The organism is Pseudomonas sp. NPDC079086 (assembly GCF_044542155.1).
Taxonomy (GTDB): Bacteria; Pseudomonadota; Gammaproteobacteria; order Pseudomonadales; family Pseudomonadaceae; genus Aquipseudomonas.
Window position 1 is genome coordinate 854,175 of record NZ_JBITTY010000001.1, and the last position, 13,157, is coordinate 867,331.

General features: G+C 55.7%; 12 protein-coding genes and 1 pseudogene. 6 read left to right on the forward strand and 7 right to left on the reverse strand.

Annotated elements, in window-relative coordinates; translation table 11 throughout:
* Position 1: 1 nt before the first annotated feature.
* From ACIGEK_RS04115 to ACIGEK_RS04125, 3 genes are all read right to left on the reverse strand, one after another.
* Complete coding sequence (locus ACIGEK_RS04115; RefSeq protein ID WP_397492078.1) at positions 2-1,030, reverse strand: histone deacetylase family protein; 1,029 nt, start codon at positions 1,028-1,030, stop codon at positions 2-4.
* Positions 1,031-1,227: 197 nt separating this feature from the next.
* Positions 1,228-2,220 (reverse strand): AraC family transcriptional regulator, encoded by a 993-nt coding sequence (locus tag ACIGEK_RS04120; RefSeq protein WP_397492079.1) that lies wholly within the window; start codon positions 2,218-2,220, stop codon positions 1,228-1,230.
* Positions 2,221-2,321: 101 nt separating this feature from the next.
* The gene (locus ACIGEK_RS04125) at positions 2,322-3,116 is read right to left on the reverse strand and encodes a hypothetical protein (RefSeq protein WP_397492080.1); all 795 of its coding nucleotides are present in this window, start codon (positions 3,114-3,116) and stop codon (positions 2,322-2,324) included.
* Positions 3,117-3,420: 304 nt separating this feature from the next.
* On the opposite strand from ACIGEK_RS04125, the gene purE reads away from it, so the two are divergent.
* From purE to ACIGEK_RS04155, 6 genes are all read left to right on the forward strand, one after another.
* A complete protein-coding gene (gene purE / locus ACIGEK_RS04130) occupies positions 3,421-3,912 on the forward strand; it encodes a 5-(carboxyamino)imidazole ribonucleotide mutase (protein WP_397492081.1) in 492 nt (163 codons plus the stop codon).
* 3 nt (positions 3,913-3,915) lie between these two features.
* Entirely contained in the window at positions 3,916-5,001 is a 1,086-nt protein-coding gene (locus tag ACIGEK_RS04135; RefSeq protein WP_397492082.1) for a 5-(carboxyamino)imidazole ribonucleotide synthase, read from the forward strand.
* 53 nt (positions 5,002-5,054) lie between these two features.
* Positions 5,055-5,813 (forward strand): substrate-binding periplasmic protein, encoded by a 759-nt coding sequence (locus tag ACIGEK_RS04140; protein WP_397492083.1) that lies wholly within the window; start codon positions 5,055-5,057, stop codon positions 5,811-5,813.
* A gap of 68 nt (positions 5,814-5,881) precedes the next feature.
* Entirely contained in the window at positions 5,882-6,127 is a 246-nt protein-coding gene (locus tag ACIGEK_RS04145) for a GlsB/YeaQ/YmgE family stress response membrane protein (protein WP_394235670.1), read from the forward strand.
* 34 nt (positions 6,128-6,161) lie between these two features.
* Complete coding sequence (locus ACIGEK_RS04150) at positions 6,162-6,695, forward strand: DUF3299 domain-containing protein (protein WP_397492084.1); 534 nt, start codon at positions 6,162-6,164, stop codon at positions 6,693-6,695.
* 16 nt (positions 6,696-6,711) lie between these two features.
* On the forward strand, positions 6,712-7,179 hold the full coding sequence (locus ACIGEK_RS04155) for an FAD/FMN-containing dehydrogenase (protein ID WP_397492085.1): 468 nt from the start codon (positions 6,712-6,714) through the stop codon (positions 7,177-7,179).
* A 181-nt stretch (positions 7,180-7,360) separates the two neighbouring features.
* Here ACIGEK_RS04155 and ACIGEK_RS04160 read toward each other — a convergent pair.
* The 4 genes and pseudogenes from ACIGEK_RS04160 to ACIGEK_RS04175 all read right to left on the reverse strand — a co-directional run.
* Positions 7,361-7,660 (reverse strand): annotated as a pseudogene (locus tag ACIGEK_RS04160) (contractile injection system protein, VgrG/Pvc8 family); the annotation flags it as partial.
* 528 nt (positions 7,661-8,188) lie between these two features.
* On the reverse strand, positions 8,189-9,187 hold the full coding sequence (locus ACIGEK_RS04165) for a lysozyme inhibitor LprI family protein (RefSeq protein ID WP_397492086.1): 999 nt from the start codon (positions 9,185-9,187) through the stop codon (positions 8,189-8,191).
* Positions 9,188-9,424: 237 nt separating this feature from the next.
* Positions 9,425-9,982 carry a hypothetical protein gene (locus ACIGEK_RS04170; protein ID WP_397492087.1) on the reverse strand — a complete coding sequence of 186 codons (558 nt, stop codon included), beginning with the start codon at positions 9,980-9,982 and terminating at the stop codon, positions 9,425-9,427.
* An 8-nt stretch (positions 9,983-9,990) separates the two neighbouring features.
* Complete coding sequence (locus ACIGEK_RS04175) at positions 9,991-13,113, reverse strand: glycoside hydrolase family 19 protein (RefSeq protein ID WP_397492088.1); 3,123 nt, start codon at positions 13,111-13,113, stop codon at positions 9,991-9,993.
* Between the last annotated feature and the right edge of the window lie 44 nt (positions 13,114-13,157).

Consider the following 13,157-nt stretch of genomic DNA (forward strand, 5'->3'; position numbering starts at 1 on the left):
CTTAAGCGCCCTCGAAGCCTTCCAGAACATTCACTGCGTTCACGCCGATGGCTTCGACGGCATAGCCGCCTTCCATAACAAACAGGGTCGGCTTGCCAAGGGCGGCGATGCGCTTGCCCATGGCCAGGTAGTCCGGACTGTCGAGTTTGAACTGGGAAATCGGGTCGTCCTTGAAGGTGTCCACGCCCAGCGACACCACAATCACGTCGGCGTTGTAGTCGGCAATCCGTTGGCAGGCGTCATCCAATGCCGCGCTCCACACTTCCCACGGGCTGCCCATGGCCAGCGGGTAGTTGAAGTTGCAGCCTTCGCCAGCCCCTTCGCCGCGTTCATCGGCATAGCCGAGGAAGAACGGGAACTCATCGGCCGGATCGCCGTGGATCGAGGCGAATAGCACGTCGTTGCGGGTGTAGAAGATGTCCTGGGTGCCGTTGCCGTGGTGGTAGTCGACATCGAGGATGGCCACGCGCTGCTTGCCTTGGTCGAGAAAGGCCTGAGCGGCGATGGCAGCATTATTCAGGTAGCAGTAGCCACCCATCAGCTCGCCGGCGGCGTGGTGACCTGGCGGACGGCACAGGGCAAAGGCACTGTGCGCGCCGTTTGAGATTTCTTGCTGAGCGCTAAGCGCCACTTGCGCGGCGCTATAAGCCGCCTGCCAGGTGCCCGCAGTAATCGGTGCACCACCATCGAAGCTGTAATAGCCGAGTTGGCCATGCAGGTCGCGCGGGATGACCTGACGCAGGGTACGTGCCGGCCAAGTGAAGGGCAGCAGGTCGCCGCTGCCGTTCTGCGTTTGCCAGCGCGCCCAGGCGCCTTTGAAGAAGTCCAGATAAGCGGCGCTGTGGATGCGCTCAATCGGCGCCAGGCCGAAATCCTGGGGCGGACGCACCTCGCCGAGCCGACGGTCCTTGACGCGTTGCAGGATGTGGTCGGCGCGTTGCGGCTTCTCGAAACAGGGCATCAGTTGGCCGTCGATCAGCTCGCAGCTGCCGTGGTGCAGGTGATGGTCGTCGCTGTAAAAGGTGAGCATGTGGCGCGGCTCCAGGCTTGTTGTTGTGCCTGCATTGTTCGCCTGCATCGCCGGATGGAGAACGCTGACAACGGCCAAAAGGGGATCGAAGTGGCCAAAAGAATCGCCGGGGGGCGATGTTTAACCTCGCGCAGGGATGGCTCGTGGAATGGTTACCAGGGATGGCAGGCCATCAATTTAACGGCCGTTAGCCATCCTCAAGCGCGAAAGCGGCTGGGCGCCACACCGCTCCAGCGCTGGAAGGCATGGCGGAAGCTGGCTGTTTCGCTGAAACCGAGGTATTCGGCAATTCGGCAGATGGGCCACTCTTCCTGGCCGAGCAGGGTTTTGGCCCGCTCGAAACGCAGCTCGTCGAGCAATTCCTGGTAGTGCGTGCCCAGCTCCTGCAAGTGCCGGCGCAGAGTGCGCGGTGAGCAATGCATCTGCTGCGCCAGCTGATCCAGGCCAGGGGGCGCCGTTAGCTGTTCGGTCAACAGTTGGCGGATGCGCCCGAGCCAGGCCTGACGGGTGTTGAACTCGCTATTCTGCTTGCGACAGCGCTCGAGCATCTCGCGATGGGTCACCGCATCGGCCAGTGGTAAGGGTTGTTGCAGCCAGCTGGCAGGGAAGGCGAAGGCGTTACGCGCGGCATTGAACTGTAAGGGACAGGCGAAGCTGTGCGGATAGCGCGCGCTGTAGTCCGGTTCGTCATAGCGAAACTGTGCGGCGCTGAGCGGCAGGGGCTGGCCAAGTAGGTCATCGCTGATCAGCTTGAGTGAGGCCAGGCACATTTCCAGGTTGAAGACTTCCAGCTCCGGACTGTGCTGATAGTCGCTGGCGCTGACCCAGGCCAGCTCGCCTTCGAGGTGCATATCCAGTTTGAAGTAGGTGCCGAGCAGCGCCGGGTACTGCAGCATCAACCGCCAGGCGTCACCAAAGGTGGCACTGGAGAGCGCGGCGTAACCGACCATGCCATAGGCCGACACATGCATGCGCCTGCCCAGTTCCAGGCCCAGATCACTGCGCAGCTGCAGCGCGTTGGCGCAGACCTGCAATTCCTGGGTGCGGGTGATGCGGGTGTCAGCGCAGTCCAGGTCAGCTGCGGCAATGCCGCTACCGGCCAATAGCTGCTCGGTCAGTTCGGGTTGCGTGGCAAATATTTCGAGGATTAGCGAAACCACATGCAGGGTGGTCAGGTGGGCGTGCAACATCGGGGCAACCGCAACAGTTCAGAATGCCTGAATGACGCAAGAACTATGCCGCGGCACCGCAGCAGTCCGGGACTGTCCGGACCGCTGCGGTCTAGCCAGAGTTAGCGATTACGCAGGAATGCGTTGATAAAGTCGCCCTGGTTTGGTGCCTCTTCGTGAGTGGTGAACACCAGGCCTGCATCGCTTTCGCGCAGTTTGAGTTGCGCGTCAAAGCTGCACTGCACGGTTTTCAGCTGTTCGGCCTGGGTTTTGAAGTCTGGGCTGCTCTCGCACAGGCTGGCCATCTGGCGGACCACTTCACCACAGAAGCTTGGTACGCCGAGACGCTTGAGCTTGTCGTCGTCGATAGCGCTCCATTCAACCTGGGTGGTCATTGAGTTGCCGCAGGCCTTCGAGGCGTCTTGATCAATCTGTTGCAGCTGCTGGGTGAAGTCGGCCACGCGCTGCTCACGGTCGAAGCGGCTCAGCTTGTCTTGGAGGCCCTTTTTCTTCTGCTGCTCGTACAAGGCCAGCAGGGTGGCTGGTTTGGCCTCCTTGCTCTTGGTTTCGTCGAAACCCAGCTCAAAGCCGTCGGTATTGGGCAGGTACAGCTGGAAGCGCTCGCCGCCCCAGCCTTGGCGCTTGACCAGCATGTTGTAGGCGCTGCCATTGAGGGTGGTGGTGTAATCGCGATCATCATTGCCACGGTCTTTGATCGTGGTGAGCAGTACCACTTCATCCAGTGGGTGGTTGATGCCGCTGACCTGGACCAATGCCTGCGTGTTATCGCTGCTTGGCGCCACAGTAACGCTAATGCCTTTGCCCGCATCGAACACTTGCGGGTATTTGGCCAGTTCGAGGGCGCTGGCGTTGAGTGTGAACAGCGAGGTAGCGAGTAGCAGTGACAGCCTTGTCATGGTGGCGTCCTTGATTGTTAAAAGGACGCCCAGTATAGCCAGGCCACTGGTCGTGAATTGTGCGCCAGGTCTGCTCGTGGCGTTCGTCTGGCGCTGCGTTGACCTGCCGCCTGACAGCGCGGCGTGCGGCCCGCGACAAACGGTGCGCCAGGGTGCACGCCAGCCCAGGCTTTACGGTATACTGCGCGGCCTTTGGCGGTCCGCACCGCCATAATTCATTCCCTAACAAGCCACGCCTGGTTTCCAGCGTGGCTTGTTAGTTTCTGCAGCGCCTACGGGCACTTGATGAAGAAGAGGCACGACGATGAGCGCACTGGTTGGCGTGATCATGGGCTCCAAGTCCGATTGGTCCACCCTTAGCCACACCGCCGAGATGCTGGACAAGCTAGGCATTCCGTACGAAGTGAAGGTGGTTTCCGCCCACCGCACCCCGGACCTGCTGTTTCAGTACGCCGAACAGGCTGACGAGCGTGGCATTCAGGTGATCATCGCCGGTGCCGGCGGCGCAGCGCATCTGCCGGGCATGTGTGCGGCCAAGACTCACCTGCCGGTGCTTGGCGTGCCGGTGCAATCGGCCGTGCTCTCGGGTGTCGATTCGCTGCTGTCGATCGTGCAGATGCCAGCCGGTATTCCGGTGGCCACTCTGGCTATCGGCAAAGCCGGTGCGGTGAACGCTGCGTTGCTCGCTGCGAGCATCCTCGGTCACCAGCACCCGCAGTTCCATGCTGCGCTTAAGCAGTTCCGCCAGGAACAGACTGAAACCGTACTGGACAATCCGGATCCGCGTGAGGCCTAACCCATGAAAATCGGCGTAATCGGTGGCGGCCAGCTGGGTCGCATGTTGGCTCTGGCAGGCACGCCGCTGGGGATGAACTTCGCCTTCCTCGACCCCGCGCCGGATGCTTGCGCACAGGCGCTAGGCGAGCATATCCGCGCCGATTACGGCGATCAGGATCACCTGCGCCAGCTGGCTGATGAAGTCGACCTGGTGACATTTGAGTTTGAAAGCGTCCCGGCGGAAACCGTGGCCTTCCTCTCGCAGTTCGTGCCGGTTTATCCGAGTGCCGAAGCCCTGCGCATCGCCCGTGACCGCTGGTTTGAGAAGTCGATGTTCAAGGACCTCGGCATTCCGACCCCGGACTTCGCCGATATCCAGTCGCAAGCCGACCTCGACGCCGCAGTAGCCAGCATCGGCTTGCCGGCGGTGATGAAGACCCGCACCCTGGGTTACGACGGCAAGGGCCAGAAGGTTCTGCGTAAGGCTGAGGACGTCACCGGCGCCTTCGCCGAACTGGGCAGCGTGCCGTGCATTCTTGAAGGTTTTGTACCGTTCACCGGCGAAGTCTCGTTGGTAGCGGTGCGCGCCCGTGATGGTGAAACGCGTTTCTACCCGCTGGCGCATAACCGTCACGACAGCGGTGTGCTGGCGCTGTCCATCGCCAGTACCGATCACCCGCTGCAGGCACTGGCAGAAGATTACGTCGCCCGCGTGCTGACCAAGCTCGACTACGTCGGCGTGCTGGCGTTCGAGTTCTTTGAAGTCGATGGCGGCCTGAAAGCCAACGAAATTGCCCCGCGCGTGCACAACTCCGGGCACTGGACCATCGAAGGCGCCGAGTGCAGCCAGTTTGAAAACCACCTGCGCGCCGTCGCCGGCCTGCCGTTGGGCTCGACTGCCAAGATAGGTGAGAGCGCGATGCTCAACTTTATCGGTGTGGTTCCGCCGGTGGAGCAGATTATCGCCATCGACGATTGCCGTCTGCACCACTACGGCAAGGCCTTCAAGGCCGGCCGCAAAGTTGGTCACGCCACCTTGCGCTGCGCCGATCGCGCTACTCTGGATAAGCAGATTGCCGTGGTCGAGGCGCTGATCGCCAAGGCCTGACCTTCGCTTTGTGACTAAGCTCTTGCGTACTGGCCATACACAAGAGCCTTGTCATGAAGTACCTGCTGCTGCTGTCTTTGTTCTACCTGCCGTTTTGCCATGCAGAACAGGTCTTGCGCGCCGATTACCGTGAGCGCCCGCCGGAGATGCAAGCCCTCGACTCACTCCCCGTCGGCCCGCTGATCGAAGTGCTGGACACGGCTGCGCAACGTGTCGGCGCGCGTATCGAATGGCGTTACGCGCCTTTTGTACGCAGCCTGGAAGACCTCAAGTCCGGGCGTATCGATCTCGCGCCGCGTGTGCTGTTCACCGCCGAGCGCATGGAATCCGTGCACTTTTTACCGTCCATCGGCACTCAGCGCAAAAGCATCCGCTTTATCGTCAAAGCCGGGCAACAGGCCAGTCTGCGTAGCTATGCCGACCTGCACGGCAAGGTAATCGGGGTCAAACGTGGCACCGCCTACTTCGATCAGTTCGACGGCGACAACAGCCTGAGAAAAAGCCTGGCTACCGACGACCACCTGCTGGCCGGGATGTTTCGCGCCGGGCGCCTGGATGTAATGGTGGTGCTGGACGCCGAAGCCATCGAAGCGCAGTTCCACAAGATTGACTTCAGCGACTACAGCTATGCCGAGTACCAGTACGAGCAGTCCGTTGGTAACTATTACGGCGCGTCGAAACGCCACTACCTGGGCGATAAAAAATCCGTTTACGAACAGCTGGGACAGACGCTGCGCGACATGCGTGACAGTGGTGAGGTCGCGCGCATCTACCACCGTTATGGCGTCGCCCCGCCGGAGACCGAGGAATAGCGAACTGCTTGATCTTTCCATGGTCAGATCAACGGTCGCAATTCCACCGTTCCCTCAGGAGGCTCGCTATGAGCATTATCGGCATTATCTTTATCGGCCTGATCGTCGGCCTGATCGCGCGCTTTATCAAACCTGGCAATGACAGCATGGGCTGGATCATGACCATCCTGCTCGGTGTTTGTGGCTCGATTGCCGCCACTTACGGCGGCCAGGCACTGGGCATCTACAAGGTGGGCGAGTCCGCCGGATTTATCGGCGCGGTGATTGGCGCAGTGGTGCTGCTGGTAATCTACGCCGCTGTCAGAAAGGACTGATGTCCTTTCACTCCGCTGCCCTGTGAGCCTACCGATGCGTTATCTGCTGTTACCCCTGCTGTTTATTAGCACCCTGGCCTGCGCTGAACTACCGGAAACCGATTGGCTGGACCTGATGCCACCGGAAGACCGCCAGGCCCTGGAAGATATGCCCGAGATCAGCCACCAGGGCCTTGAGCAGGACAGCGACTTCTACAACCCCGGCGGCCTTAAGCAGCAAGATAAGAACCTGCCTGCGGTGATGTATTCGACGAACACCGTTGCCGCCCTGAACGGCAAGGCGCTGCGCCTTGGCGGCTACCCCGTACCCTTGGAGACTGACAGCCAAGGTCGCAGTACGCTGTTCTTTCTGGTGCCGTATCCTGGCGCCTGTATACACGTCCCGCCACCGCCACCGAATCAACTGGTGTTGGTGCGCTACCCCAAAGGCATTGAACTGGAAGACATCTACGCACCGCTGTGGGTAAGCGGCACGCTGAAGGTCGAACAGGTCAACAATGAATTGGCGGACGCCGCGTATGCCATGCAGGCGGACGCGGTCAGAGTGGTAACCGATGACGACCTATAAGCCTGGAGTTTCATCCATGAAAGCTGCCTGCCTTCTGCTGCTGTGCCTGATCTCCGCTAGCGCCATGGCGCTGGAAACTGGCGAGCGTCTAGCGCCCTGGACCCTGCTGGACCAGCATGACCAGGCCTACACCCTGGATAACCAACAGCAGGTGCTGCTGGTGGCCCAAAGCATGGACGCCGCCAAACTGGTCGACGCTGCGCTGCAAGGCAAGCCCAAGGGCTACCTGGAACAGCGCCACACGGTCTTTCTCGCGGATATCAGCCGCATGCCCAAGGTGATTGCCACCCTGTTCGCCCTTCCCAAAATGCGCGACTACAACTACCGCATCCTCCTCGACCGCGACGCCCGTATCACCCCGCGCTACCCGGTAGACGCCACCAGCGTGCTGTGGCTCGACCTGCGAGACGGCAAGTTGCAGGGGCAACGCAGTTTTAGTGACGCAGCAGCATTGGCTCAGGCGTTGGACGCGGCTGCGCAGTAAAGATGGATAAGGGGCGTCGGCAGTAAAGGCCTAGAGGCCGTTTGTCACCTTGGCTTGATGCGTTGAGGGTTGGCGCGGCCTCTACCTATCGGTTCTCCGCAGGGAGGAACCATAAAGAGGCGCTCACTGCGGCGCTTCGTACTGCTGCTCTTTCAGGTCATTTTCCGCTCGATAATTTTTCCTGAATGTCGTGCTCCTGCAGTACCTGCGCGACAATCTGCGGCACCGTCAGATGCTGGAAAATCCGCTGGTTGGTGCGCAGCGCCAGATAACTCAACTGCTGCACGATGCTCAGCGTATAGCGGGTCAGGCGCTTGCCGGATTCGCCTTGGGCGACCTGATAAATCAGTCCATGAATGCTCAGGCCGTCCGGGCTAAGGGCGAGAAAGGCCGGCTGATGCAGCTGGCTTTGCAGGTCGAGATCAGGCTGCTCGCTGATCAGCTCAACCTCGAAGCGGTAGGGCTGGCTGATGGCTTCGCGCTTGGCGTCAGATGACGCCAAGTGTGTTGTGGGTTAATTGTTAAAGAGGGGGAAGTTATAATATGGATTGAAAATGGATCGAGGGTTTTATTGAGGGCGGCTGCAGGAGCTGAGCCCCACTTGAGTGCCTCCTTTATTTCCTTAAATAAGGCTTGCTTTTCATATAGATGATTGTTACCACCGTTTGCGGGGTTTGTAAGTCGTCGAACCATTTCTTTGTATTTATCTTCTACCGACATGTCTCCTCTATCTAACTCGATATAAAATTAATCGATTTTAGAGTTTAAATTTTCTCTTTTAAACTTTGTCCAGAGCCAGAAAGAAAAATTCACAGCATGGATTATGTCTTCACATAGTATTTGCGGTATTAAGGGGTAGACCACGATTTACTAAAAATTAATCGTGGTTTGTCCCTGATTGTTCTGTTTGCCGTGGAAGGCGAGGAGTTAAGAGCGGCGGGGTGGTGGTTGCCGTATGAGTAATTGGGGTAGATTTGTTTTATTAATATACCTGCCAACTTTTTGCTCCTTATTCAGGAGCCATCCGCTCGACTTTAGTCGTCCTCCAAACGCCATTTTCAAGAACTTCATGCGTCTGAACAAATAGGTAGTCGCCGTTTCCAAGGTCTTCTGGCACTTCCGTCATACGATATACGGCGACGGGTGTGTTGCTCTGAACTTCGTACTCGGTGTGTTGATGCCAGCAACACCCGCTCTTTGCCCAAGTTGATAAACGTTTCCGGCTTGGGTCAAAGTCGAACATGCCGAGAGTGGATTCAATAAGTTCGGTGAGAGGCGTGTTCTTAATTAGGCGCTGCTCTTTTTTTGAGTAAAGGAAAACGTCATAGCTGGGCCCGCCATAGGAACCATTATTTCCATTGCGGATTGCCACATCTTCGTCACCGTCGAAATTGAAGTCTCCGACATTAATAGTGCCCTGTTCATCGTACATTTGGGCAGCGTTTATCAAGGGTTTATTTTCATCGTCAAGCGCTACGTACAACTGGCTCATCGGGATAAGTTGCAAGGGTGCGGTGCCGTCTTTCTCATATACCGCCACGCGTCCGAAATGCTCCGGGCCTTCATCGGACTCTTTAATGTCGACGAACTCTAGTTGATAGTCATATCGATCAGACGCGCGGGTTATCCGGATTTTGCGGTCCAAGGGGACGGGGCCTGTAATTAACAGCGCATTGATGCGTGATTTGTAAATAGGGGTTAAGCATGCCGCAATTGATTTGGTCTTGCGGCACTTATTGCGACTGCTGCGCACCCAATGCCGCTGCTCGCTTCTTAGCGCATCGACATCATAGCTCCCGTCTGGATATTCGACGCTTGTTTTGTAAACGTCGTATAGGCGTTCGTCTAGCGCTGAAAGCCCGTAATTGGTACAAATCGCCTTATCAATGTTGTTGTCAATTCGGTCATCGCAGTAGAAACTTGCGGAATTAGCAAAGTGGCTTAATGTGAGCAGTCCGAACGATGATATAAATACTAAAGCTCCAGCGGTCTGTGAAATTTTTCTCATGCAGATAGTTTCATCTATTGTGCTTAGTTTGCCGAAAAGGGGGCAGATTTATTTATAAAAAATAAATCTGTCACCTTTTTTTCAAGGATTAAGGGCGAATGGCGGAGCAAGACGGCAAGCAGAATAGCAATGTAATAGCTATTCCGCGTGAGAGTCATGGACACTCTCCGATTGCACTCAATAGCCGACACCTCATCCGTTCAGAACTAATTTCACGGCCTCCATTGAGGCGTTCTATTAGTAGTTTATGCCGAGGTCATGTTTAAACTCTTCTTCCTTAAGTATCTCAAAGGCCGGAGCGGTTATGCTTGCATCATTTCTACATGGTTGCGAGAAAACTTTGTCGTTATTTTTCAAAACGAACAATCCGGATTTAAATTCAGGATACTGACCACTTTCGTCGCTTTCAGTTTTTGTTATGTCATACAGGTAATAGTCATGTTTACCTATAGTGAACCGAATTCTATTTTCCCCGCCGCCAGGGTATGGGGTTGTGCTTAATTTAAATTTTTCGGTAGAGCCTTCTTCGTTTTCTGGATAGGACAACTCTATCTTTCGGTTAGTGCCGTATTTGTATTTTATATGGATGTTTCCCTCATGCCGCCGCAAGCATAGAGAAGCAGTCTTTTTCTCAGTAAGGCATGCAAATATAATTTCCTCATTGGAATTGCAGAGGCTGTCTTTCTGTAGTTTATTTACGCCACTGTCAAGTGTCGTTGATCCTTCTTGGCTGCAAGCAACAGTAGAAATTGAGGTTAGTAATATGGTTATGGCTATTTTAAATAAACGTTTCATGGGAGTTCTCATAGACCCAGATGGGCTTTTAATTTTTCTAAGCACTCAATGCGTTCGTCGTATCCGTTCATGCCGCCATTGATGGCGATGGTAAGACGTTCAGAGTTGTCTGCGTCGGCTATTGTATTGGCATTAACCATTGCCCAATAAACGAACCCCGACTCGACGCCATATTTAGTGGTGGTTATGATCAGGTCTGGGTTTTCGACAAAGTCTTTAACGTCACCTGGGTTTGCGCTGTTGTGTATTTCTGTGTATTTTCGGTAATTATTCTTGCCGGTAAGTTGAATAATTCCTCTGCCGCGGAATTTATACCCGTCTTCACTTGCTTCGTCTCCGTTACCCATCCTTGATGAATATACAAAGCTAAGAAGTTTTCTGGGGTTGTTCGCGTATGTCGTTTCGTCTGTCCATAGTTTGTCTCTCAGACGTCCAAGGGAGCATTCGTCCGTTGCCTTGTTGTAATTTTTTTTGCCACCAACACATCCGAATATTTCGCGCATTCGTGTCGCGCTATAGTTGCCATCTTCCGATCTAACTCTGAATCCGCTTTCGTGCCCAACCTGAGCCAGAAAGTGAGCAATTCTAATCGGCGTATTAACTTCGTAGGCGTCTGCGTATTCGTTGAGATATGGTAGGATTTCTTCATAATACGAAGAGTCGCTACTTGGTTTAGTTATTTGCAACATCTCCATTGTTATTAAACTTGTGTCAGATTTATAAAAGCATCCGATTGTTCCCATAGGATGAAAATGCCAAGCCACCCTATCTGCCGCTATCCCTGGCTGGTCAGCCAGTTCCTTCCACCAGCCTAAGGTTTCGATTCTTTTCTTCTCTGTCACCCAATTCGGGTTGGGGTCTTCCGGAGTGTGTTCCATCAGCTTATCCAGCTGATTCCATTTGTCCGCATTCCACATCCACTCGCTTTCATACTGGCTGATAAGCAGGGAAAGTTGTTGGGCCAGCCAGGGTTTGCCGAGTGCTGTTTTCAATTCGGCAGGGGTTAGTTTGTTATCGCGTACGCCTACTGCGTTTGGTAAATCAATGACCTTATAAAGCTCACTGAGGATGGGGCCGCGTTCTGCTTCGTCGATAAGCGCTGTGTAGCTTTGAGTTTCTTCTTCGGTCGCGCGGCCGGTGGCATCGAGTGTTCTTGCTAGGTGTGCGTCCAGTGGAGCCTTGTCCTGCAGGGTACTAAAACCTGGCCACTCCCAAGGCGAGTGTTTGGTAATTATGGGGTCGACTTCAGGTACCCAGCCTGAGATGTCCTTGCCGTCTTTATCGCCCACAGTGACGTACCACCAGTGAATGTTATCTGGGGCAATGGCCTTATGCTCGTTGGCCAAGTTGCCCCAGCTTGCGCCTGGCAGAATACGGTCATAACCACAAGCCTGCCCATCGGTACCTGTTTGTAGTGGGAAGGCTTTCCACGCGTCCAGCGCACCGCTGGTTGAGTTACGGCCACCTTGGCTGTTGAGTTTGTTGCGCGCAACCCAGTATGCGGTGTTCAAGCGTACGCCGATCTTGCGCATAGGCTGGCCGGCGGGAATGCCGCCGCTGGTATAGGTTTGTGGATTACTGCCGTCGGCGTCGTAGTACTCCAATAGAAAGTCGGCGGTATCGGGCAGTTCGCTGGCTTCGACACCTAGCTGTGTCGCGAGGGTGCTTTTCTGTGCGACATTTAGCGCGTAGCGCTTATGAGTCGCGTCGTAACTGCCGAGGGACGATTTGTCGATTTTGAGTTCGGCGTATTGCTGCACTTTGGCCCAGCAACCTTCCTTGGGCGAGTCGCTGCTGAGGCGTACATCAAGCCCTGTCGCAACTTGGCTGTCAGCAGCACTGGGCTGAAGGATGCTGGAGCCCGCATGAACCTTGATCAGGGTTTTCTGTTCGGCAGGGAGGCGTGCAGCAGCGGCTTGGCTTTTAGCGATAAAGGCCGGCACGTTTTCACAAGTAAAAACTTCTATATGCACCAGTGAGCGCGGTCTGTTATCGCTGTAGTTTTGGTATTGGCCCAAGTGACCCACTAGATCGCCCGCTTTGATCGGTAGAGGTCTGGCTAGTATCTGCACTCGGTCAAGTGTCGGCACGGACCTGACGGCATCCAGAGAGTCAAAGTGAACGAAACCTTTAATGCGCTGCACACTGTTGGCGGAGAGCGGAGCAATGTCCTGGCCTTCAACGATCTCAACCAATTCACGGTAGGTCCCGCTACCCGACTTAATTTTGAACTTGGTCCCCAGCGGCAATAAGCCGGTTATTTTGCTTGAGCTATTGCCGGCTTTTCTGACATTTAGACCCATCGTGGTAGCCACTGTTGGCTCCACATCTTGTGCAGCATCTGCGACCAGATAGGTATCGGTTTCGCCAGGCACCTCATCCATTTCACCTGTATAAACCCAACCAAGATCTTCACCGGACAACGCGGGAATTGCACTACCTTCGATAATAGTCAGCAACTTACGCCACTTTGCCGAGGTGGGATCTGAATCGCCAACTTTGACTTTGCAGCCTTTGGCCAGCAGTGCTTTGATGGTGCCCGTTTTGGCAGCCGAGCGTACTCGCAAGCCGGCTAGGTTGTCGGTGGCCTTGTCCGCTTTGACGCTATAGAGGGTGTCACCGAGAAAGTCAGGCGCTGTTGGTGCTGATGCAGCCTTATAGCCCGTCCAATCCAGCAGGTGCATATACAGGCTGTAAAAGGTCAGAGGCACGGATGCTGGGGCAGCGGCCGTTTCTGCGGCGCTGTCCTCTTCTGTGGTGGCAGGAGCGGGAGGCTCGGGTAATACCAAGCTATGTTTGACCAGCACAAAGCCGCTGGAGAAGGGCAGGTGCATGGCCGTTGGCCCTTCGCCGTATTGCGAAGTTGGATAACGATCATCGATACGGTAAGCCACGACCTCACCATCGGCGATGCAGCCAATGGCGGACTGATCGAGGCTAGCTGCTGTGCCTCCATCAAAGTGAATACCACCATGCCATAAGCCGTTGGCTCCGAGCGGATAGAAACCATCCTTGGCGTTGGCCAAGGCGTCGTAGTAAAGCGCTGGGGTTACGTTGCTTGGGCTGCTATCGCCATCAGCAGCCTTAGCTTTAAACGGATACGCCCAATTGATCGGTTTGTTGTCTGCCATTCTGGTAATCCCTAATCCTTGTTTGCGGGCGTGAAGATGGCCCG